Origin of the sequence: Pseudoalteromonas sp. CF6-2, from assembly GCF_021729425.1 — a bacterium.
Lineage (GTDB): Bacteria > Pseudomonadota > Gammaproteobacteria > Enterobacterales > Alteromonadaceae > Pseudoalteromonas > Pseudoalteromonas arabiensis.
Genome location: NZ_CP091442.1, coordinates 3,175,658 through 3,199,594, shown reverse-complemented (window position 1 = coordinate 3,199,594; position 23,937 = coordinate 3,175,658). Strand labels below are relative to the sequence as shown.

The 23,937-nt window shown below is 41.6% G+C and carries 19 protein-coding genes; 14 read left to right on the top strand and 5 right to left on the bottom strand.

What is annotated here, in order from left to right; all coding sequences use genetic code 11:
• Window positions 1-17: 17 nt before the first annotated feature.
• The 5 genes from L3Q70_RS14840 to L3Q70_RS14820 all read left to right on the top strand — a co-directional run bounded on the left by L3Q70_RS14840 (window position 18) and on the right by L3Q70_RS14820 (window position 6,193).
• Window positions 18-734: a hypothetical protein gene (locus L3Q70_RS14840; protein ID WP_228074344.1), complete on the top strand. Its 717-nt coding sequence runs from the start codon at window positions 18-20 to the stop codon at window positions 732-734.
• A gap of 98 nt (window positions 735-832) precedes the next feature.
• Entirely contained in the window at window positions 833-1,498 is a 666-nt protein-coding gene (locus tag L3Q70_RS14835; RefSeq protein WP_062568490.1) for an SDR family oxidoreductase, read from the top strand.
• Window positions 1,499-1,636: 138 nt separating this feature from the next.
• Window positions 1,637-2,017, top strand: coding sequence for a hypothetical protein (locus L3Q70_RS14830; RefSeq protein ID WP_062568491.1), 381 nt, complete (start codon window positions 1,637-1,639; stop codon window positions 2,015-2,017).
• On the top strand, window positions 2,014-4,350 hold the full coding sequence (locus tag L3Q70_RS14825; RefSeq protein ID WP_193987887.1) for a fatty acid cis/trans isomerase: 2,337 nt from the start codon (window positions 2,014-2,016) through the stop codon (window positions 4,348-4,350). Before L3Q70_RS14830 ends, L3Q70_RS14825 begins: the two co-directional genes overlap by 4 nt.
• A gap of 94 nt (window positions 4,351-4,444) precedes the next feature.
• A complete protein-coding gene (locus L3Q70_RS14820; protein WP_237114522.1) occupies window positions 4,445-6,193 on the top strand; it encodes a response regulator in 1,749 nt (582 codons plus the stop codon).
• A gap of 15 nt (window positions 6,194-6,208) precedes the next feature.
• On the opposite strand, the gene L3Q70_RS14815 is transcribed toward L3Q70_RS14820, so the two are convergent.
• Complete coding sequence (locus L3Q70_RS14815) at window positions 6,209-6,832, bottom strand: hypothetical protein (protein WP_237114521.1); 624 nt, start codon at window positions 6,830-6,832, stop codon at window positions 6,209-6,211.
• Between the two features lie 130 nt (window positions 6,833-6,962).
• Between L3Q70_RS14815 and modF the strand changes: the two genes are divergently transcribed.
• A complete protein-coding gene (modF, locus tag L3Q70_RS14810; protein ID WP_237114520.1) occupies window positions 6,963-8,420 on the top strand; it encodes a molybdate ABC transporter ATP-binding protein ModF in 1,458 nt (485 codons plus the stop codon).
• Window positions 8,421-8,457: 37 nt separating this feature from the next.
• Here modF and L3Q70_RS14805 read toward each other — a convergent pair whose 3' ends face one another.
• Window positions 8,458-9,336 (bottom strand): TraB/GumN family protein, encoded by an 879-nt coding sequence (locus L3Q70_RS14805; RefSeq protein WP_062568496.1) that lies wholly within the window; start codon window positions 9,334-9,336, stop codon window positions 8,458-8,460.
• 536 nt (window positions 9,337-9,872) lie between these two features.
• On the opposite strand from L3Q70_RS14805, the gene ilvG reads away from it, so the two are divergent.
• From ilvG to can, 7 genes are all read left to right on the top strand, one after another.
• Window positions 9,873-11,522, top strand: a complete 1,650-nt coding sequence (ilvG, locus tag L3Q70_RS14800) for an acetolactate synthase 2 catalytic subunit (RefSeq protein ID WP_237114519.1) — start codon at window positions 9,873-9,875, stop codon at window positions 11,520-11,522.
• The gene (ilvM, locus tag L3Q70_RS14795) at window positions 11,519-11,764 is read left to right on the top strand and encodes an acetolactate synthase 2 small subunit (protein ID WP_237114518.1); all 246 of its coding nucleotides are present in this window, start codon (window positions 11,519-11,521) and stop codon (window positions 11,762-11,764) included. Before ilvG ends, ilvM begins: the two co-directional genes overlap by 4 nt.
• 105 nt (window positions 11,765-11,869) lie before the next feature.
• Complete coding sequence (ilvD, locus tag L3Q70_RS14790; RefSeq protein WP_062568498.1) at window positions 11,870-13,726, top strand: dihydroxy-acid dehydratase; 1,857 nt, start codon at window positions 11,870-11,872, stop codon at window positions 13,724-13,726.
• A gap of 2 nt (window positions 13,727-13,728) precedes the next feature.
• On the top strand, window positions 13,729-15,282 hold the full coding sequence (gene ilvA / locus L3Q70_RS14785; protein WP_062568499.1) for a threonine ammonia-lyase, biosynthetic: 1,554 nt from the start codon (window positions 13,729-13,731) through the stop codon (window positions 15,280-15,282).
• A 128-nt stretch (window positions 15,283-15,410) separates the two neighbouring features.
• Window positions 15,411-16,415 (top strand): ABC transporter substrate-binding protein, encoded by a 1,005-nt coding sequence (locus tag L3Q70_RS14780; RefSeq protein ID WP_157066186.1) that lies wholly within the window; start codon window positions 15,411-15,413, stop codon window positions 16,413-16,415.
• 49 nt (window positions 16,416-16,464) lie between these two features.
• Complete coding sequence (locus L3Q70_RS14775; RefSeq protein WP_062568500.1) at window positions 16,465-17,643, top strand: methyltransferase; 1,179 nt, start codon at window positions 16,465-16,467, stop codon at window positions 17,641-17,643.
• 18 nt (window positions 17,644-17,661) lie between these two features.
• Entirely contained in the window at window positions 17,662-18,324 is a 663-nt protein-coding gene (gene can, locus L3Q70_RS14770) for a carbonate dehydratase (protein WP_062568501.1), read from the top strand.
• 51 nt (window positions 18,325-18,375) lie between these two features.
• Here the strand turns inward: can and L3Q70_RS14765 are convergent, their stop codons facing one another.
• Window positions 18,376-18,639 carry an accessory factor UbiK family protein gene (locus L3Q70_RS14765; RefSeq protein WP_054561163.1) on the bottom strand — a complete coding sequence of 88 codons (264 nt, stop codon included), beginning with the start codon at window positions 18,637-18,639 and terminating at the stop codon, window positions 18,376-18,378.
• A 111-nt stretch (window positions 18,640-18,750) separates the two neighbouring features.
• On the opposite strand from L3Q70_RS14765, the gene rep reads away from it, so the two are divergent.
• Window positions 18,751-20,763, top strand: coding sequence for a DNA helicase Rep (gene rep / locus L3Q70_RS14760; RefSeq protein ID WP_062568502.1), 2,013 nt, complete (start codon window positions 18,751-18,753; stop codon window positions 20,761-20,763).
• Here the strand turns inward: rep and L3Q70_RS14755 are convergent.
• Window positions 20,753-23,317 (bottom strand): diguanylate cyclase, encoded by a 2,565-nt coding sequence (locus L3Q70_RS14755; RefSeq protein ID WP_062568503.1) that lies wholly within the window; start codon window positions 23,315-23,317, stop codon window positions 20,753-20,755. The genes rep and L3Q70_RS14755 overlap by 11 nt on opposite strands.
• 202 nt (window positions 23,318-23,519) lie before the next feature.
• Complete coding sequence (locus L3Q70_RS14750) at window positions 23,520-23,912, bottom strand: cytochrome c5 family protein (protein ID WP_062568504.1); 393 nt, start codon at window positions 23,910-23,912, stop codon at window positions 23,520-23,522.
• Window positions 23,913-23,937: the final 25 nt, after the last annotated feature.

The following is a 23,937-nucleotide window of genomic DNA, read 5'->3' as shown; positions in this document are numbered from 1 at the left end:
GATAAAAAGAGAATACCGTGAAAGCAGCTATCTTAATTGCCACATTAATGAGTCCACTCGCCGTTGCTGGCCAATGCAACATGAACACAGGTTTTACGCAAGCCAACTACAAAGTGACGACAGGTACTATTACTAATAAACAGCACACAGAAAGCATTTTTACTCTTTGGCGTACGCCGCATCAAGTGGCTAAACAAAACCCACAGTTTATTGAATTATGGCAAGAGTTACGGAATCAACAAATAAGACCAATTCGTTACTTTCAAGAGGCGCAGCGCGGTATTGAGTATCAACCCTCAGAAGTGCAAGGCAAGCAAGATTGGAGTAGTAAGTATCAGTTAGTCAGCGATAAGCTTTTAGCCTCAATGACGCACCAGAAAAGTACAGGTGAAGGCTGTGAGCTGGTGGAGTATTATACAAAGCAGCAAGGTGAGAGCAAGATAGAGCTAAGCTGGCTTGCGAATCAAAAATTACTAAAATCAATTCGCATTTCATCACCAAGCTATAGTCGTGAAATTGTTTTAACAGCCAGCAATCATAATCAACAAAAGGTGAAGGCACAGTTTGCAGAGTGGGATAACTATCAAACCACAGATTACGCAGACATTGGCGACAATGAAAACGACCCATTCCTCGCAAAAATGATTAACCAAGGCTTTGTTGAACATGGCGCCAGTGGTTTTTATGATGCTCAAGGTAACCAGTTACAAGGCTCACACAAACATCATCATTAATAAGAGTTATTGGCCATAATTGCTTATGAGCTTTAGCTCTTGGTTTTTTCTTATTAACCCCAAGGTTATAGGATACAAGATAATTTTAGGAGTGTGTGATGACAAAGCATGTTGTGGTAACAGGTGCAAATAAAGGTATTGGCCTTAATTTTTGCAAGCAATACGTGACGAAAGGGTATCGAGTAACCGCCGTTGTTCGTTCCCCTAGTGAAGAGCTTAAAGCATTAGATATCAAAATCATTAGTGATATTGATGTGGCCAACGCCGATGATGTTACCACGTTAGCAAATCACCTCCATGGTGACAAAATTGATATTTTGATTAATAACGCTGGTGTTTTTCATAACGAAACTTTAGACGATATGGACTTTAGTGCAATTGAAAAACAACTTCACGTGAATGCTATCGCCCCTGTTCGAGTCACTCACGCACTACTACAAAGTTTGGGCCTTAATGCGAAGGTTGCGATGATCACATCACGAATGGGGTCAATTGCCGACAATAGTTCTGGTGGTTATATTGGTTATCGCATGTCTAAGGCTGCACTGAATGCCGCAGGGGTAAGTTTGGCGCACGAGCTTAAAGATAAAAAAATTGCGGTTGGATTATTTCATCCTGGGTTTGTGCAAACGCAAATGGTTAATTTTGCAGGTGATATTAGCCCCGACACAGCAGTAGAGCGTTTAATAAAACGTATTGATGAACTAAACCTGAGTAATACCGGAGGCTTTTGGCATTCCAATGGTGAAACCTTACCTTGGTAAGGCAAGCTCACCTTGTTTAAAAAATAGGGTAGTTAGTGGTTAAATTGCTGCTAACTACTGATAACTTTCGCTAATTTTTGAACTTATTGTTTGCTATACTCGTATAATTGAAAGCCATATCGATGTAGAGAGCAGCACATGGAATTAGAGCAGAATAGCGATTTAACTCTTCCCCTTTTTTATTTTGACGAGAACCTTCACCGTCGTGACATTGAGTCCCCAGATTTACTTTTGCATGTCACGCTCAGTGAAGAGTTGCTGACTCAGCTTTGTCAAAACCCTGCGCAAGATAGCAGCGTAGCTATAACGCTGACAGATTACCGTGTTGATGTTCTTAGCGTTGATTACCAATCGCTTATTGATACAGAACACGATGCCCAATTAACCCTTGTTCGAGGCCCCTTACTAAGTGCAATGTTAAGCACCGAAGGGGAGCATAGCTTTGTATCGCCACAAGTCGATATGATGCCAACATTTGATTTGGGTGATGACATCGAAGATAGTGAGGAAGAAGGATGAAAAAGGCCTTAACCACGCTGTTTGGTTTAATATTATTAAGCGGTTGTGCTTATTTAGGTGCAGCGCATTACGATGAACTTTTTGGCAAAGAGCAGCCTCAAGAACGAGTAGTCGCTGCAGCCTCAGCTGAAGGTGTAGAGTTTTTAACGGATGTAAAACCTGTGCTTGATAGCCGATGTGTTGTGTGCCATGGCTGTTATGATGCACCGTGTCAGTTAAAACTGTCATCAGTAGAAGGAATTGATCGTGGCCTTAGTAAAGAGCGCGTTTATGATGGGACACGTTTACTTGCACAGGAGCCTAGCCGACTACTGTTTGACGCACTTGATACTGCTCAGTGGCGTGAAAAAGGTTTTACTCCGGTGCTCAATGAGCGCATTCAAACTGAAGAAGCCAACCTTGCAGGCAGTGTGCTTTATAATGCCCTAGTGCTTAAACAAAGCAGCCCATTACCTGCGCAAGCAATTTTAGGCGATGAATTTGATTTCAGCCTTGATCGCGAGCAAACCTGTACCACAATGGGTGAATTCGATTCATTTGCTAAAAATAACCCTCACAGTGGTATGCCTTATGGTTTACCGGGGATTTCAACTGAAGAGTTTCAGCATCTTGCTAAATGGTTAAGAAAGGGGGGCTATTTAGCTCACATCGAGCCACCAGAGCCCGATGTTCTTGAACAGGTTAAGCGTTGGGAAGCATTTTTTAATCAAGATGATCTAAAAGCTCAGCTAGCTGCGCGCTATATTTATGAACATTGGTATTTGGCTCATATTTACTTCCCTGAGCATGCTGATAAGCATAGTTATTTTAAACTCGTGCGTTCATCAACTCCGCCAGGGCAAGATATCAAAGTAATAAGTACTCGTCGCCCGTATGAAGATCCTAAAGTTGAACGAGTTTACTATCGCTTAATGCATGATCGCTCAACTATTTTAGCGAAAACGCACCTGCCTTTAGCACTTAATGATGAGAAGCTTGAACGCTTACATTCGCAATTCATTGAGGCTGACTATCAGGTAAATAAGCTACCGAGTTATAAACCTGAGGTTGCATCAAACCCATTTAAAGCATTTGCTGCAATCCCTGTTAACTCACGCTATCAATTTATGCTTGATGAAGCTGAGCTGATAATTATGGGCTTCATAAAAGGGCCTGTATGCCGTGGTCAAATAGCCTTAAATGTTATTAATGATCAATTTTGGGTGGCCTTTGCAAAGCCTGAAATGGCAGCTACACCTAAAGTGGGTGAGTTATTATTACAGCACGAAGATGCACTTGCGTTGCCAGCTGAAGAAGAGAGTAATGCTTTACCAATTTCCAGTTGGGTAAAATACTCTAAACGTCAAAACCAGTATTTGTCGGCAAAAGTCGCGTTGGCCAATAAAATGTTTGAAAATGGCCAACATTTAACAACAGACTTACTTTGGCAAGGTGACGGGCATAACCAAAATGCGGCGCTAACAGTTTTCCGTCATTTTGATAGCGCAACGGTTGTCAAAGGTTGGATAGGCCAGCAGCCAAAAACAGCGTGGGTGCTTGATTATGCGTTGTTTGAACGTATTCACTACTTGCTGGTGGCAGGCTTCGACGTGTATGGCAATATAGGCCATCAGTTACTTACCCGTTTATATATGGACTTTTTACGTTTAGAAGGTGAAGCTAATTATTTGGCACTGCTACCAGAGGCAAAACGTAAGGAAATTAAAGCGCAGTGGTATCGTAAATCGCCACCTAGCTTAACTAACTTCTTCGAAGATGAGTTATCGTTTAGTCAACCAACAGGCATTGATTATAAAACATCAGATCCGCAAGCTGAGTTGTTCACTATGTTAAAAGCAAAGTTGCAGTCTGTTTTGAGCCCTCGATTTGACTATACAAAGGTACCAGAGCCGTTAGCCAGTATTAATCATTTACCTGTTAAGGCAGTGAATCTATTGCCACAAATATCGTTTGTGTTAGTAAAAAATGGCAGCGATAAACACAAGGCATACACACTTATTCATCATAATGCTCACTATAATATTTCGAGCTTGTTGAATGAAGAAGGGCAACGTGCTTATGCAGAAGACACTGTCACTATTGTGCCTGGTTTTATTGGTGATTACCCTGAAGCTATTTGGTATCTACACAATGAACAGCAAGTCGCTGCGTTTGCATCTGGACTTGCAAAAGTAACGGATGAAGCTGCATATCGAGATTTAAAAAGTGAGTTTGCAATTCGCCGAACCCATCCGCAGTTTTGGCAGTACAGTGATATTTTGCACCAAACAGCGAAAGAATACCGTGGTGTTGAGTTTGGCCTATTCGATTACAACCGCTTAGAGAATAGGTAATAACGAGTAAGTAGTCTGATTTATAAAGCCTACAGCTATAGGCTTTATAAATCTTTTTATACTACACTGAATATAAAAAATACTTGAGTCGGATATGTTAGATCTGGTTGTAGATATCAGGAAACGATATCGCTGGGGATTGTTGGCAATCGCCATTTTAATTTCGGTATCTGTGTCTTTGATGCAGTATTTACTTTATATTCAAAAAGGTGATGCGCAAGTTATTAACATCGCTGGTAAACAGCGCATGTTGTCACAAAAAATAGCGCTTTATGGAAATGCGCTTATCTTCGAACCATCAGGGCAAACACAGCAGCATCGCATGCTATTGCAGCACGCTGTAGAGCAATTCGTGGCGGGTCATCAGTTTTTACTTCAAAAAGATAGCAGTGGACAGTTTCTTTATTTAAATGATGCGCTAAAGGCTCACTATTTCTCTTCTCCAACACAGCTAGACTTGCACGTTAAGCAATACATTAGTAAAGCGCAGCAGCTATTAAATAGTCGCTCTAATTATGGTACTCAAGGTCGCTCCCCATTTAGCAGTGAACATTTAGAAAAGCTTTTAATGGACTTAGATAAAGCTGTTTATCTCTTAGAGCAAAGCGCTGTTACCAAGGTAAAAGTCATTTCTATATTAGAGATTGTTTTTTGGGTTATTGCGATTGTATTGCTGATTGTGGAGCTTATATTTATCTTCAAACCAATGGAAAAGCTCATTGCAAAAACAATAAAACAATATCAGCAACAAAAAGAAGTGGTAGAGCGTGTTAGCCATAATAAAGAGCGTTTTATAGCTCGCGCCAGTCATGAATTTAGAACACCATTGCAAGGATTGACAGCGTCAATAGGGGCGCTGGATATTAATGATAATCAGCAATTCACAAAAAAGCAGGCTTTATACTGCGTAAATAGGTTAGTCTCAATGCTGGATGAGCTACTTGATTTGCAGAAGCTTACTACAGGGGAGTGGCAGCTGAATTTAGCACAAGGCAATTTATTAACTAGCCTTCAGCAGGCCGTTACTCCGTTTGAATATGCGTGTAATGATAAAAAAATTACTTTTACGATTAACTTTGCAGAATCAGTAAACAAAGAGGTTATTAGTGATCATGGGCGACTCCAACAAGTATTTGCAGAGCTTGTAAACAATGCTGTCAAGTTCACTCCAACACAAGGGCGTATAGCGGTTACAGCCAGTTGCCAAGGTGAGAAAGGTTTTGTATTTGAGGTGCAAGATAATGGTAAAGGGTTTGACCACTCATCCAGTGATTTTTTAAATGACGAGCAAGATGCAGAGCAGAATTTTCAAGGTTTAAAAACGGGACTGCTTAGGGTAAAACAAATTATTAAAGCGCTTGAAGGGGATATTCAGTTTTTTAATGTCCAGCCCCATGGCGTGAAAGTGGTAGTAAAGCTAGCCTTTAAGCAAGCACCCAAAGAGGCAACTAAGGCATTATTACCTAGTAGCTTGCATTGTTTAATTGTTGAAGATAACACTTTAAATGCGACAATATTAGGCCGCATTCTGAGCCAATTTAATTATACTTATGATATAGCGCCAAACGGTTTAATCGCGACAGATATGACCGAAACTAAGCCATATGATGTGATATTCATGGATCTCAACATGCCTGTGATGGATGGCTTTCAAGCAATCGACATAATTAGAAATGAGCAATGTCAACTGACGCCTATTTTGGCTGTAACAGCCAATACCTCCAGTGAAGATTTGCAACGCATCTATGCGTTAGGTGCAAACCTTCACTTATATAAACCAATAACAGCCGATACAGTAGAAAAAGCCTTGACGATTATGTTTGCTGAAAATAGACCAGAATAAGCGCCATTAAAGGTTTTAATTACTGACTTTTATATCGCCGACGCCCACCTCAACATCAATCTCAAATTGCCCATTACCACTATACTTTGAGTGTGAACTGACAATTTTTCTGCTTTGTTTTGCTTCATTTAGCATGCCACGAATTTTTGTATCACCCACACCTGTTTCCAGCTCAATACGTTTGTAGTCATCAAGTGCACTATCGATACGCACCGCTCCCACTCCAAGCTCAATATCCACAGAGTTACTTGTATCATTTATTTCAATGTCACCTACACCTAGCTCTACATCAATCGCCATAGTGCTGGGCATTTTTACTAACCAATTTTGTTGAATATCATCGTTATCAAGCTTTAAGCTCAGTGAGCCTGCGCTTTGTGAATGACTTAGTTTAATATCTGATAAGTCCATTTCAGAGCCAAACCAACCTGTATCGTTTTTTGGCTCAATACGCACTGTGACCACCACTTCGCTGCCTGCGTAGTTTTGTACTTCTAAGCTGCCAACTGGAAAATCGATTTCAAGCTGGCTTGCGCCATTAATTGCAAAGGTGTGATTGAGCTCTCGTGAATCTTTTGCTGTAGAGTCTGAGGTTGCCAATATCAGGCCTATTGCAGCCACACAAAGTAATTTTTTCATTGTTTTTTTTCCTGTAAATGACCTTTTATACCTTAGTCGCAGCTGTATTCAAAAAAGGTTTAAACGATTTTTAATTTTTTATCGAATGGGGTAACGTCAAGCTAACGGTAACTTAGAATGAGGATTCAACGTGCAACAAGTGCAGTTGGTTAATGTTAAAGCCAGCCTAAAGGGGCAGGGTAATGATATTTATTTTTTAGATGATCTCAATATTAATGTATCGGCATTGCAGCAATGGGTTTTACTTGGCGCCAATGGCGCGGGTAAATCAGCAGTGGCTGCAGCCATTGCCGGTTTTGCTAAAATAGAGCAAGGCCACTATGAGAATAGCTTTGAGCGCGTTGCATTGGTCTCACCAGACAGCCAAAAGCAGCTACTCGCGGCGGAGCTAACAAAAGATCAAGATGACATTGTTGAGGGTGTTACTGTCTCTAGCACCGTTTACGAGATTATGATTGCTGGCCGTGATGAGCAGCAGCTTGATAATGAGTTGCTACAACAATTAATTGCCATGTTTGATTTTAAAGATAAGCTTAGCAAGGCATTTCGCGATTTATCAACCGGAGAAACCCGTAAATTATTGTTAATTCAGGCTTTGGTAGGGCGACCAGATTTACTTGTGCTTGATGAGCCGTTTGATGGTTTAGATGTCACAGCGATGGCTGAGCTAAATCAATTATTAACAAGGTTAAGCGAAACAATAACTCTCATTTTTGTACTCAATAGATTAACTGAAATCCCTGATTTTGTTGATCACTACGGCTATGTTAAAGCGGGTGATATGGCTCAGCAATTAGCAAACCCCACAATTGAGCAGCGCGATGATTTATTAAAGCTATTGCATCTAACTCATACAGAGCTACGAATACCTGACGCAGATAGTGATCATCAAGCACCCACACTGACTGATTCGATGTTAGTAAAACTAAAAAATGCTTCAGTGAGCTATGCGGGTGAGACAGTTTTTGAAAACCTAAACTGGCAAATAAATCAAGGCGAACATTGGCAGTTAACCGGCAAAAATGGCTCAGGTAAAACCTGCTTGCTGAACCTTATCACTGGCGATAACCCGCAGTGTTATAACAACGATATTAAGGTGTTTGGTTTTCAGCGTGGCAGTGGTGAGAGTATTTGGCAAATTAAACAGCACATTGGTTATATCTCTAATGCGCTGCATATGGATTATCGAGTCAGTATCACTGCACTCAATACCCTTGTATCGGGTTTTTATGACAGTATTGGCCTTTATCAAAAAGCCACTGATAAACAACTAGAAATTGCCACCAAGTGGTTAGCTTTACTGGGTTTAAGTGACAAAAAAAATAGCTCTTTTAGTCAGCTATCCTTTGGTGATCAGCGATTATTATTGATTGCGAGGGCAATGATAAAACACCCTAATTTATTAATTTTAGATGAGCCTTGCCTTGGTCTTGATGAAGCAAATAGGCAGCGAGTGCTATTACTGATAGAAAAAATCTGCGCCGCAGGGACAAGTACTGTTGTGTACGTTAATCATCATGCAAGTGACAAAATCACAGGTATTGAACACTATTTAGAGATGGCTGATTTCACAAAAAAAGCGCCATAAAAGGCGCTTATAAAATTTGAATTTGATTATAGAACATTTAGATACGTGTAACCGTGAAGCCTTTATCAGTTAGCTGCTTTAGCAAACCATGTTGTTCAGGCAAGTGCAAAGCACCAACGGCAATAAATAATTTTTCTTTGCCGATACGTGATGAAAGTTGCTTTACCCAATTATTATTGCGATCGATTAGCATTACTTGCTCACTTAGTTCACCATATTGAGAATCATCAAAGCTTTCGTTATAAAACTTTGCTAGCGTTTTCATATCGCCAGATTTCCACGCATTGATAAGGCCAAAAAAGTAAGTGTCGACATCAGCTAGCTGCTCAAATGTTTCTTCAATCATCTTATCGTTCATAACTGCTAAATGAGTAAACATTTCCATTTGTAGCTCAAGAGTTTCTAATTCACCGATAGGTTTATTGTGTGCTTGCGCATAAGCAAGTACTTGTTTGTCTATACCATACTGGTCAGAGAATCCCACATTTTGAAACTCCATTTGCATCATGGTGACCATCACAGCCCACGGTGCTAAGTTTTTAAACATTGCGATATCGATAGACTTATCGGCAAAGTATTTTTGTAGCTTATTGAAGTTATCTACAGAAAGCTCTGATTGCAGTGTTTTTCCATCTTTAAGCATCATAAAAGGCAATGAGCGGCGCTGCATTTCGGTTGCTGAAATGGTGCTGATATCTACCTCAACAATCACTTCATCACTGCTCTCAATTGCAGATGTAACCTTATTTGGTAGACCTTGCATGCTTTTATCACCCACATGCACGGTGCCAAATAAATAGGACGAAATACCGTTTTTTTCTATTTTCCATAGTCCTGGTTCTGCCAATGCACATTGGCTAAAACCAAGTAATAGCACCATAAAAAACAGAGCATTAAAGCGCTGAATGAATCTCATAATTTTCCCTTTCAAATTGTGACTGTTTTCAATACTAAACTAATTTTCCACAAGCAGTTAAATTAAATCGAATGAAAGCAGAAAAAATACCAGACAAGAGCTAAAAATTAATCAGCTATAGAATAGCTAATAAACAGGTATGAAGTTTCCATATTTGTATAAAAGTGAAATATAAACCCTTTTTAAATCATATTTTGAATATTAATTCCTTTTTAAGTGTTTTTTATATGTTTTTTTGAATTAATTTTATTGTTGACTTGAAGGGCTTAGCGCGGTACTAATAGAAAAAGGCAGCGGGATGGCTAGATTTCCGCTACAAATGAACAAAATTTGGTTACAGATAAATGCTTACAAACAAACTTTCTCTAATTCTGATTAACGTCGTGGTGATTATTATTACCGCGGGGGCGAGTTAGTGCTTAGAGAAAAGTGAAGCATTTAAAAAGCCCCCCGCACTTAACAGTTCGGGGGGCTTTTTCGTTTTAAGGTTTGAGTTGCAGCAAATACACAATGTCACTGAGGAATGAGGATTTACGATGACAGGCGCAGAGTTAACAATCGATTTATTGGCCAAACATGGCGTTAAGGATGTTTTTGGTTACCCAGGTGGTGCCATCATGCCTATTTACGACGCTTTGTATGGTGCGCCAGTCAAACATTATTTGACGCGCCATGAGCAAGGGGCTGGCTTTGCAGCGGTGGGCTTTGCGCGAAGCACAGGTAAGTTAGGCGTGTGTTTTGCAACTTCCGGTCCAGGGGCGACCAACTTAATAACCGCGCTTGCCGATGCGATGATGGATTCGGTGCCATTACTTGCTATCACAGGTCAAGTACCAACCGCAGCGATAGGTTCCGACGCCTTTCAGGAAGTGGATGTGTTAGGCATGTCGTTATCATGCACTAAACATAGTTACATGGTTGAAAGAGCTGAAGACTTAGCCGAAATCCTACAAGAAGCCATCCATATAGCACAAAGCGGCCGCCCAGGCCCTGTGTTAGTTGATATCCCTAAAGACATCCAAATGGCGCAAGTACCATTCCACCCTTGGTTAGCCGCCGAAGATCACTTACCAACATTAGATTCAAACCAAGTTGCTATTGCCAATCAAATCTTAAGTGAAGCGCAGCGCCCTGTAGCGTATATCGGTGGTGGTGTACAAGCTGCCAATGCGCAAGATGAATTAATGCAGTTTTTAGAAAAAACACATATGCCTGCAGTATCAACGTTAAAAGCGTTGGGTAGTGTATTACCTGATTATGAATATGACTTAGGCATGCTAGGTATGCATGGCGGTAAAGCGGCTAACTTAGCGGTGCAAGAGTGTGATGTTTTGGTCTGTATTGGTGCCCGCTTTGACGACCGTGTCACTGGCAACTTAAGCAAGTTTGCGGCAAAAGCAAAGGTTATTCACCTTGATATTGATGCGGCAGAGGTTGGTAAGCGTAAGCCTGCAAAAGCGTCATTAGTGGCAGATTTAAAAACGTCTTTACCGCAACTTGATTGTTTTGTTACACCAGATGAGTGGCTAACGCATATCGAAAGCATGATGAAAGAGCATGCGTGGCGTTATGACTATCCAGGCGAAAAAGTGTTTGCCCCTTACTTATTAAACCAGCTAAGCCAAAAAATGCCATCAACGGGTGTTGTGTGTTGTGATGTGGGTCAGCACCAAATGTGGGTGGCACAGCACATGAAGTTTAGCCACCCAAGTAATCATTTAAGTAGTGGTGGAGCTGGTACCATGGGTTTTGGTTTACCAGCCGCTATTGGCGCGCAAGTTGCTCGCCCAAATGACTTTGTGATCACGGTCTCGGGTGATGGCTCAATCATGATGAACATTCAAGAACTGGCAACAATTCGCCGTAACAATCTGCCAGTTAAAATTCTAATCTTAGATAACCAGCGCTTAGGCATGGTACGTCAATGGCAGCAGCTATTTTTTGAAGGTCGTTATTCTGAAACAAACCTTTCAGATAATCCTGATTTTGTGCAGTTAGCAGCGGTGTTTGGCATTCCAGGTCAAACTATCACTAAAGCAGATGAAGTTGATGCTGCGGTTGATGCGTTAGTAAATAGTGAAGGCCCATACATTCTGCATGCCTGTATAGATGATAAAGAAAATGTATGGCCGCTTGTACCGCCCGGTGCTGCCAATGATGAAATGATGACGGAGACAGTAAAATGAAACACACCCTAACGATTGCACTAAAGAATCAAAGTGTTGCGGTAGAGCGCTTTTTACGCGTAGCGCGTCATCGCGGCTTTGACCTAACAACCATGAATTTAGAAATGGCTGACGAAGCGTTTCACGTCACTATGACGGTAGACAGCGATAAGCCAATTTATCTACTAACATCACAATTAAATAAATTGGTCGATGTTATACACGTTAATGTTGAAAACCAATTTCAACAACAAGCAATCTAGTAAAAAAATCAACAGGTAACTAGAGCAATCAGATTGATGTTTTAGTGAGAAATAAATTAGGAATGAGGAAGTCAGTGGCATGCCACTGCAACAACTGAGGTAATTATGGCTAAATTAAGAAGTGCAACAACAACAGAAGGTCGCAAACGTGCTGGGGCGCGTGCTTTATGGCGTGCAACAGGGATGACAGATAAAGACTTTGGTAAGCCAATTATCGCTGTTGTTAACTCGTACACTCAGTTTGTACCAGGGCACGTTCATCTTAACCAACTCAGTGAGCTAATGGCCGAAACCATCACCGAAGCGGGTGGTGTACCAAAAGAATTTAATACCATTGCAATCGATGATGGTATCGCAATGGGTCACGGCGGCATGCTGTATTCACTCCCATCGCGTGATTTAATTGCTGACTCAGTGGAATACATGGTTAATGCACACTGTGCCGATGCCATGATCTGTATTTCTAACTGCGACAAAATCACCCCAGGGATGATGCTGGCAGCACTGCGTTTAAATATCCCCGTTATTTTTGTATCAGGTGGTCCAATGGAGGCGGGTAAAACACGCCTTGCTGATATCGACATTAAACTTGATTTAGTGGATGCCATGGTAAAAGGCGCTGATACCTCAGTAAGCGATGAAGACTCAGACAAAGTTGAGCGCTCTGCCTGTCCTACTTGTGGTTCATGTTCGGGCATGTTCACTGCCAACTCAATGAACTGCTTATTAGAAGCGATTGGCTTGGCACTGCCGGGTAACGGTACCACACTTGCAACGCATAAAGACCGTAAACAACTTTACGTTGAAGCGGGTGCGCGCATTGTTGATTTATGCCGTGAGTATTATCAAAAAGATAATGCAGCAGTATTACCGCGTGCTATTGCTAATCGCACTGCCTTTATGAATGCCATGGTGGTTGATATTGCCATGGGTGGTTCATCAAATACGGTTTTACACTTATTAGCTGCAGCGCAAGAGGCAGGTGTTGATTTTGATATGTCGCACATCGATGCGCTTTCTCGCAAAACTCCTTTCCTTTGTAAAGTGGCACCCGCAACCAATAAATATCACATTGAAGATGTACACCGCGCTGGTGGCATGATGGCAATTATTCGTGAATTAGGTAAGGCAGGCCTTGTCGATTTATCTGTTGATCACGTGGCGGGTCATACTATGGCTGAAATGGTGACTAAATGGGATGCGACTGACCCTAATAATGAAGTGGCGCAAAAATTCTATAAAGCAGGCCCAGCGGGTATCCGTACAACAAAAGCAATGAGTCAAGAATGCCGCTGGCCAGAACTTGATAATGACCGTGAAAACGGCTGTATCCGCAGTGTTGAAAATGCCTTTCGTCAAGATGGCGGCTTAGCAGTACTATCAGGTAACTTAGCCCTTGATGGCTGTATTGTTAAAAGTGCCGGTGTCGTTGAAGAAATGCTGCACTTTGAAGGCCCCGCAGTTGTATACGAATCACAAGATGATTCAGTTGAAGGGATTCTTAACGGTGAAGTGAAAGCGGGTGATGTGGTTGTTATTCGCTACGAAGGACCCAAAGGCGGCCCAGGCATGCAAGAAATGCTGTATCCAACGAGTTACTTAAAATCAATGGGCTTAGGTGAAAAATGTGCGCTTATCACAGATGGTCGTTTCTCGGGTGGTACATCAGGTTTATCCATTGGTCACGTTTCACCAGAAGCAGCAAGCGGTGGGGCAATCGCCTATGTTGAAAATGGCGATAAAATAGTAATTGATATCGCAACCCGTGAAATCACCCTAGCCCTGTCTGATGAAGAGCTTGAAGCACGTAAACAAAAGCAATTAGCACGCGGTAAAGATGCTTATAAACCACTGGACCGTGATCGCTATGTTTCATCTGCACTTAAAGCTTATGCGTTACTTGCAACCAGTGCAGACAAAGGGGCTGTGCGCGATTTAGCAAAACTTGAGGAGCTTAGTTAATTATGGTTTCTCAAGAGCTCGATTATTTTCGCGCTATCATCCAAGCGAACATGGAGCCGCTTGCAAAAGTCACCGAGGTCAGCGAAATGGCTGATCTTAGTGCACGGCTAGGCAACCATGTGTGGTTAAAGCGTGAAGACCAACAACCGGTTTATTCATTTAAACTTCGTGGTGCCTTTCATAAACTGAGCAAGTTGCCAAAAGGCTCTGATGTGATCACCGCTTCAGCGGGTAACCATGCGCAAGGTGTCGCACTCAGTGCCTCATTTTTAGGGCATAAAGCAACGATTGTAATGCCAGTCACAACACCAGAAATTAAAGTGAATGCAGTGCGTGCGTTAGGTGGTGAAGTGGTATTACACGGCCATCATTTTGATGCAGCAAAAGCCCATGCTTTAGAGCTTACTGAGCAGCGTAATGGGGTGTTTGTGCCACCGTTTGATGATCCCGATGTGATTGTTGGCCAAGGTACGGTTGCCCGTGAATTAATGCAGCAACTGAATGACCTTGATGCCGTCTTTATTCCTGTTGGCGGTGGTGGCTTACTTGCAGGCATGGCTGTGTATATAAAGTCGTTACGTCCTGATATCAAAGTCATTGGTGTTGAAGCTGATGAGAGTGCTTGCCTAAAAGCCGCGCTTGAAGCAGGCAAGCCCGTTGAGCTTGATCGTGTTGGTAGCTTTGCAGATGGCGTAGCCGTAAAAGTTATCGGCACAGAAACGTTTCGTTTAGCACAAAAATTTTGCGATGAGGTTGTCACTGTAACGGGCGATGAAATCTGCGCCGCAATGCAAGATATCTTTGTTTCAACCCGCGCTATAGCGGAGCCTTCAGGGGCGCTATCAACAGCGGGTCTGAAAAAGTGGTGCCAACAAAATGGGGTGAAAGGCTTAAACGTGGCTGCGATTTTATCGGGTGCGAATTTAAACTTTGACCGCTTACGTTATGTTGCTGAGCGAACGGCGCTAGGTGAAAAGAACGAAGCACTCCTTGCTGTGACGATTAAAGAAGAGAAGGGCAGCTTTAAGCAGTTTTGTAACTCGTTAGGCGGCAGGGCCATCACCGAGTTTAATTATCGCTATGCAGGCCCTGGCGAAGCGCAAATTTTTGTCGGTATAGCACTAAGGCAAGGCCAACAAGAGCTTGATGAGCTAAAAGCGGCACTGACAGAAAATGATTATACATTTTGCGATCTATCAGATAACGAGCTGGCTAAATTGCATATTCGTTATATGGTGGGAGGTAAAGCGCCAGCCCAACTTCATGAGCGATTACTGCGCTTTGAGTTTCCTGAATACCCAGGTGCATTAGCACGATTTTTAGATACCCTTGGTAGCAATTGGAATATCACTTTATTCCATTACCGCAATCATGGTGGATCGATTGGTAATGTGCTGGCTGCCTTTGCGATTGAACCGAGTGATTATGAGGTATTCAATGAGCATTTGAACCGTTTGGGATACAACGTTCAAGATGAAACGAACAATCCATGTTTCACCCAGTTCTTAACTAGCCAAGGTCAAGAATTGAGTGAAGTCAAAGCAGCTAATCAGTAACTAAATATAATCAAGACTGCTAATGAGGAGTCTTGATTTTCCCTCTATTTTTCCTATAGTTAATGCACGGTTTCAAGCAAGGATGTTGCGTGCAAGGTATAAAAGGCCTACTAGGGTTAACCTGTTTAATGCTCTCTATGAGCGCACAATGCGCTGATAAAGTTAGCCTACAACTAAAATGGACTCACCAGTTTCAATTTGCAGGCTACTATATGGCTGCAAAAAAAGGCTTTTATAAGGAAGCGGGCCTTGATGTTTCCATAATACCTGCCGATCCGAATGCGCCAGATACCTTCCCAAAACTGTTAAGTGGCGAAGCCGATTTTGCCATCACTCACTCAGGCATATTACAAAAGCGCCAGCAAGGCGCGCCAGTTGTTGCCCTTGGAGCCATACTGCAGTTTTCGCCATATTGTTGGATGGTAAAAAATAACTCAGATATTTTTCAGCCCAGAGACTTTGCTGATAAGAAGCTTAGTAAAATCGGTTCAGTTGAAAATGCAGAGTTATTGGTAATGTTGCAACGCGCGGGGCTTGATCAACAAAGTTTAATAGCTGCAAGTCATGAAGGGGGCATTGAACAGTGGCTTGCCGGTGACTTAGATGCGGTGCAAGTTTATGTCACCAATGAGCCCTACACGATGACATTACAAGGAGTGGGTCATCGACTCATTTGTCCGCAAAAGTTTGGTTTGAATGTGTATGGTGATATTTTATATACCAGCGAAGCAATGGTTGAAAAAAATCCAGATATCGTTGAGCGCTTTTATCATGCAAGTATTAAAGGTTGGCGTTACGCGTTATTACATTTAGAAGAGAGTATTGCCGTTACTCAACATGATTATGCTACTCATAAAAGCTTACAAGAGCTTGCTTATGAAGCAAATGTATTAACGAGTTATATTAAGCCGCCAGGCGTAAATCTTGGCAGTATGTCGATGGCAAAGTGGCGTTTAATTGCTGAATTATATGGCCTAGATCAAACCGAGTTTGACCGCGCGTTTAAAAACTTTATGTATCAACATCAAGATGATGGCGGCTTTGAATTATCTTGGATGCTTATTCTAGCTATTGTACTGAGTATTTTATGCATCCCTCTTTATATCCGTTTAATCAGCAGTGGTAGGCGTTAAAGGGTGAAAAACTGTTATAATCACTTTTATTTTTTGTCGTTTAGAAGTTATGACGCTTGCTCAGCAATTTATTGCCTTAGATACGCTGCTTTTTAAAACTCGCCAATACTGGCAATGCACCGCCTTCGATTTTGATGATCTTCCTTGGCCTGAATTAGCCAACTTACTATGGACGCTGGATGACCAACAAGTTAGCGAGCTTGATGCCGATCAGCCAGCTTTATATCGTTATTTTGCTGAGGCAATTGAGGGCATCGACCAGTTGGCTCTGTTGTGTGAACTGCCAGCTATCAGTACTGCCCGTAATGAGTTTCCGTTTTGGATAAGTAATGGCATTAAAGGTCGTAAATTTGAGCAACTACAAGACTTTGTTGCAGCGATTAGTCAGCAGTCATTAAACCGGCCTGTTTTAGAGTGGTGTGCAGGTAAAGGGCATTTAGGTCGTATGCTGGCATTCAATGGTGCGCCAAGTGTACATAGCATTGAGCTGCAACAGCACTTATGTGAACAAGGCCAGCACAGTGCTACACAACAGCACTTGGCAATGCAGTTTTCACAAGCTGATGTATTAACCGACAACACCGATGATTTTTTTGAAAGCCAGCAGCATGCTGTGGCTCTCCATGCCTGTGGTCGTTTGCATCAAACATTTATGCAGCAAGCAAGCAAAGCGAAAACCCAGCAAATCAGCTTTTCACCATGCTGTTATCATTTATTCACAGATAACGCTTATCAAGCAATGAGCGAGCCAGCAAAACAAAGTCAGCTTGCGCTTACGCATCGTGATTTAAAACTGGCACTACAAGAAACGGTAACGGCACCGAGTCGCGTCGATAAGGTAAGAAAAACAGAGGTTGAATGGCGTCTTGGGTTTGATGCGTTACGTAAATCAATCACTGGTGAATTACACTATGTGAGTGTGCCGTCAGTGAACAAGGCAATCTTCTCTGATTCTTTTGAATCATTTTGTTTATGGGCGGCTGAGAAAAAATCATTACCCCTACCTAAAGGTATTGATTACAATGAATTTTTAGAGGTAGGCAAAAAGCGCAAAAGGGTCACCGAGCGAGTTGAACTCGTCCGACATGTGTTCAGAAGGGCAATTGAAGTTTGGCTCGTGCTCGATCGTGCTTTATATTTGCAACAACAAGGATATCAAGTAACGGTGAGCACGTTTTGCGAGAAACAGCTGACACCAAGAAATATCTTGATCCAAGCTAATTATTAAAAACCGTAAAGAGGCGCAATGAGAAAGTTAAAAAATTTATTCGAAAATAATAGACGTTGGGCAGCACGTACGAGTGAAAATGACCCTGAGTTTTTTAAAATTCTATCAATGCAGCAAAATCCAGAGTACTTATGGATCGGTTGTTCTGACTCGCGTGTACCTGCAAATGAAATCGTAGACTTGTTACCGGGTGAGTTATTTGTCCACCGTAACGTAGCAAATGTGGTTGTACATACCGATCATAACTGCCTTTCAGTGATGCAATACGCTGTTGAAGTGCTAAAAGTAAAGCACATCATGGTAGTAGGTCACTATGGCTGTGGTGGTGTACAAGCGGTATTAAACGAAGCACGTTTTGGCTTAATCGATAACTGGCTACGCCATGTGGGTGATGTAAAAGAAAAACATATCGAACAACTCAATGCATTACCTGAGCAAGAGCGTTTAAATAGCTTGATCGAACTAAACGTTATCGAACAAGTGCGTAACGTATGCCGTACTAATATTGTGCAAGATGCTTGGGCGAAAGGCCAAGAGTTAACAATTCATGGTTGGGTGTATGGTTTAGCAAATGGCCATTTGAACGACCTAGAGTCGGTCGTAACCTGTGCTGAAGAAGCCAGTGATACCTATGGCATTGCAGTAAAGCGCGTTTTTGAACGTGTTGCTGAAAAAAGCTAATAAGCAAAACTAGCTAGATAGAAAAAAGGAGAGCGAATTCGCTCTCCTTTTTTATTGTTCGTCTTGTTTACTAGCAAGTTGTTGCTCTAATAAAGCCACTTTTTCTTCAAGCTCAGTGAGTTTTTCACGAGTACGAATAAGTACTTGGCTTTGAATATCAAATTCATCACGGCTTACAAAGTCCATCTCAGCAAGTTTGTTTTGAATAGCTTGCTTGGTTTTACCTTCGACTGTTTCGGCAAGGTTTTTCACGCCTTGCGGCATGTTATCGGTGATTTGCTTAGCGATTTCTTCAAGTTTTGCTGGGTTGATCATCTTCGTCCTTTGAGTCACGTAAAAAAACAATCTTACCTTATTGGCTAGGCGTAGTGTAGTGATTACGGTAAAATTGCCCGTCCTGTCTTTGGATAATTTCTTTAGGGGCTTATGAAACTCAACCCAAAACAAGATGAAGCGGTAAAGTATATTAGTGGGCCGTGCTTAGTATTAGCCGGTGCGGGCTCAGGTAAAACGCGTGTTATTACTAATAAAATCGCTTACTTGGTGCAAAAGTGTGAGTATCAAGCACGCAATATTGCTGCGGTAACCTTTACCAATAAAGCGGCAAAAGAAATGCGTGAGCGTGTAACGCAAACACTTGGCAAGCAGGAGTCGAAAGGCTTATGGGTTTCAACGTTTCATACCCTTGGGCTTGAGATCATCAAAAAAGAGTTAACGACGTTAGGTTTTAAACCTGGGTTCTCATTATTTGATGATCAAGATACCAACCAGCTATTAGCTGAACTGACCGAAGAAGAGCTTAAAAAAGACAAAGATCTACTCAACCTTCTGAAGATGCAAATAGGTAGCTGGAAGAACGAATTGATTCTACCAGAGCGTGCTATTCGCGAAGCCCGTGAGCCACAAAAAGCGTTGTTTGCTCAGCTGTATGCGCGTTATCAAAATCAATTGCGTGCTTACAACGCCCTTGATTTTGATGATCTGATCATGATCCCCACCTTATTGTTAGGCCAAAATGCTACGGCACGTGAACGTTGGCAACAGCGTTTTCGTTACTTGCTGGTGGATGAGTATCAAGATACTAATACCAGTCAGTATCAACTGGTTAAGCTATTGGTGGGTGAACGCGCTCGTTTTACCGTGGTAGGCGATGACGACCAGTCTATTTACTCTTGGCGTGGTGCTAAGCCACAAAACCTTGTGCTATTGAGTAAAGACTTTCCGGGCTTGCGTTTAATTAAGCTTGAACAAAATTACCGAAGTGCTGGGCGAATTCTTAAAGCGGCGAATATTTTGATTGCCAATAATCCTCATGAGTTTGATAAAAAGCTATTCAGTGAGCTAGGTTATGGTGAGCCTATTAAAGTGATTGGCTGTCGTGATGAAGAGCATGAATCTGAACGAGTGGTCGCTGAGATCATTTCACATAAATTTATGAAGCGCACTAGCTATAAAGATTACGCGATTTTATACCGTGGTAACCATCAAGCGCGTGTGTTTGAAAAAGCACTCATGAGCAACCGCATTCCTTATAAGATCAGCGGCGGCATGTCGTTTTTCTCTCGTTCAGAAATCAAAGACATCATGGCGTATTTACGTTTGTTAGTGAACCAAGATGACGACAATGCCTTTTTACGTATTGTAAATACGCCTCGCCGTGAGATTGGTACGGTGACACTGGAAAAGTTAGGCACCCTAGCTAATGAAAAACACATTAGTTTATTTGCTGCCTGTTTTGAACCTGAGCTTGCGCACCGATTAAAAGGGCGTGGCTTTAATGCCTTAGCTGGCTTTGCTCGCTGGGTGGTTGAGCTTTCTGATAATGCGGTACGGGGCGATACCCTTGAAGCTGTAAAAGAGTTAGTTAGGCAAATTAATTACGAAGCATACCTATATGAGTCGTCACCGAGTGCAAAAGCCGCTGAAATGCGCATGAAAAACGTCTCTGAGCTTTATCGTTGGATCACCGATATGTTAACAGGGGACGCAGACAATCCACCACTGAACCTTGCCGAGGTGGTTAGTAAACTGACCTTACGCGATATGCTTGAGCGTAACGAAGAAGAAGATGAATCTGATGCGGTACAATTACTAACATTACATGCTTCAAAAGGTTTGGAGTATCCGTATGTGTTTATGGTAGGCATGGAAGAGGGCTTATTACCGCACCAAGTGAGTATTGATGAAGATAACGTTGAAGAAGAGCGTCGTCTTGCTTATGTAGGGATCACGCGTGCTCAGCAAGAGCTGGTCATGACCTATGCTAAGTTACGCCGTCAATTTGGTGAAACCTCAGACACAGAGCTGAGTCGCTTTGTGCAAGAATTACCACAAGATGATCTAGCCTTTGAAGCGAAGAAACCACCGTCTTCACAGGCTGAGCGTATGGAGAAAGGCCAAGCACGAGTCGCTAATCTAAGAGCCATGCTTAAGAAGTAATACTTTGTACTGTTTGTGAAAAAGGACTAAAAGGGGCTAGGGCGTGTTGTTTGCCTATAAACAAGGATAAACCGTGCTTATCTAACAAGGTGCGGTAGTTAAAAATCGATGGCCCCTTGGCGATTACCTGAATATTTTGGATATTCGTAATGGCCAACACGCCTTGCAATTGTAGGTGATAATTATCTTGTTGGAGCACACGTTTACTGAAAGTAGAACTAAGTAGTAAGTAATCAAAGTTAAACTCAGTCAGTAAATTAAGCTCACATCTGTCTTTTGCGAACTCGTTTAGTCCTACCGAAAACCCTTGTTCAATTAAGCTTTTTAAGTTTTCAATTTGTACCGCAGATGCATAACGGATTTCTTGCTCATTAAATAACAAACACATTCTCTGTGCATTGTGTGCATTTAATAATTGGCGTAACGATTGAAAATTAATACGTTCTAACACTAAGCCTGAACAGGGGAAGAGTACTTTTTGTAAGTTAGCATTATGGGCTAATTCGAAAGCTTGTTTTAATAAGCTAAGCTCCACTTCGAAATGTTGAACTTTATCGGTTGCAAACTTTTTCAATACCTCAAAACTGGTACTGCCAAGCACGGGGTGTTCACCAAATGCTTCCAATAATGACTCAGCTCTAGATTCCTCATTGAGTGTGATGATTTCTGCGCTTCTAAAATGCATTGGCAGATCATCAAGATGATGCATACTCTCGGTTTCATGTTGAGAAGTGGTTGTATTCAATAAAGGGTGGAAGCACTCAAAACGGTTACGCCCTGCATTTTTTGCATAATACATCGCAGCATCTGCATCACGAATAATTTCATCGGTATGTTTATAACTTGCTTTTGAGTAAGTAATGCCAATACTTGCGCCACTTTGAACGCACTGACCTTTCATGCAGAAAGGTTTTTTCATTATCTCAATAATACGTTTTGCAACATCTTCTGCTTGCTGTCTTTCGGTTAAATGATTTAACAGTACCACAAACTCATCACCGCCTAGGCGAGCTAATAAGTCGTGCTCTCTTATACAATGTGAGAAAGACTCGGCAACACCAATTAAAAATTGATCCCCTGCTTGGTGACCAAGTTGATCATTTATATCTTTAAATTTATCTAAATCAATAAATAAAACCGCAAATTGTTGCTCAGGATAACGTTGATAATGTTGTAATGTTTTTTCAAGTTGAGTTAAGAATAAGCTACGATTGGGCAAGCTGGTTAGTGAGTCATGATGTGCATCATGATATAGCTGTTGTTCTATTTTTTTACGCTCTTCAATTTGCATTTGTAAATGCATATTTGCTTGGCGGAGTTCTTTCGTTTTTTCTGTAACCCGTTGCTCAAGTTTTTGGTGGCTCAGCTTTAACTCTTGGCTTGCTAAATGAGCCTGAATTACGCTTGCTATTTGATGTGATACAAAAGTAATTAATTCGCAATCATCTTGGCTAAATTCATGTTTATTACAATAAGCTTGGCAAACAATAAGACCAATGACCCCTTGTGACGTTTTTAGTGGAGCGCCTAACCAACTGGTTGCTCTTCTTTGTGGTGGGACATCGATAGGGCGTTCAATGACGCCTAGTTTTATTAAATCTTTTGCTCTTTGCTCATCTATCACTTGGCACTTTTCTGTACTAAGTACTAATTCACTGTAGCCTTTGGCGAAAGGCCTAGGTTTTGCGTTGTCATTAAATTCATCGACGCAATAGGGGAAGCTTAACCAATTAGTTGTTTGATCATACAAGGCAATGTATAGGTTATCGGCATAGGTGATGGTTTTAATAATTTCATGCACATGGGCATAGACGTCTTCAACGTTTTTACTCAAAGTTGCCAGCTCTGAGATTTTGAATAAAATTTGTTGGCGATCGAGTGCTTTTTTACGTTGTAAAATTTCATCATTTAAAGCTTGGTTACTTTGCGTCAGTGCACGGGTGCGAATTTTTACTTCAGACTCAAGTAACTCGCGTTTTTTCACCCGTTCGATTGCTGTTGCAAGGTAAAGCGACATGACTTCTAGTAGTTCTATTTGCTGCTCTGTATAGTTTTGTGCCTTGTCATAACTTTGCGCGACCATGACACCAATGATGGCTTTCTCACGGTAAACGGGTACGCCTACCCAATGCTCTGCTGGCGTGCCGTATGCTTTAAACAACCCCTTCTCAACGGCTTCTTGTGTTTGCTGTTTAGAAAAATAGCTTGTTTTGCCGTGCTTAAATACGTACCCAGTTAAACCATCTTTGAAGAAATGTTCATATTTTAGAGGGACAGACAGGCCATCTTTTTCATCGGCAAAATAAGAAAGTTCAAGGTTATCTGTAACAGGGTTATTTAGTACGACATAAAAGCTTTTACTGGGTATAAAGTCTTGAAGAATATTATGAATAGCAGGGTAGAGCAGGGTTAATTCGGCAACAGTACTTGCTTGCTCTGAAAGTTGTAGTAGAGCATGCTGCAAGTGATGTGATTGCTTATATTTCTTTATAAGCGATTTTAAGCGAGCATTTTTATGGGCTAGCTTTTCAATGTGTGTTGCTGAATCTTCCAATGATTTAGAACCAGTTATTATTTTTGTTTATTTATTGTTCTCTATAGTTCCACTTTTTTCGTAGATCGTCAAGTAGATGATGGTCTCTATTAGTAGTGAAGATATGCGATTATAGGTACGAATTGCTTGGGTTTGAGAGGAGTTAAAGAGCAAAAAAAAGGGCTTAACAGAGTTAAGCCCTTCATCGTTATTTATTTAGCAATTATTTGCTAGTCATAAAGTCGATTGCTGCACTGATTTCTTCATCAGAACAGTCCATACACGTCCCTTTCGGCGGCATGGCATTGAAACCATTGATTGCGTGATCTAATAAGGTATCTTTACCTTTCGCAATTCGAGGAGCCCAGTCATCTGCTGATTTAGGTGCGCCAAGAGCACCTGTGCCGTGACATGCAAAACATGCGGCTTGATAAACTTGTTCACCAGAACGTGGACCTGTTGGCTCAGCAGCTGCAGCCGCTTTATCACCTTCTAGATATACAGAACCAATTGGCGCTAGACGCTTTTTAATGGCATCTTCAGTCAAAGAGTTGTCATATGCTTGCGCATATGCCGTTGTTGCTAGCAGTAATAATGCAGCTGATAGTTTTTTCATTTTGCCTTGCTCACTTCGATTTGAA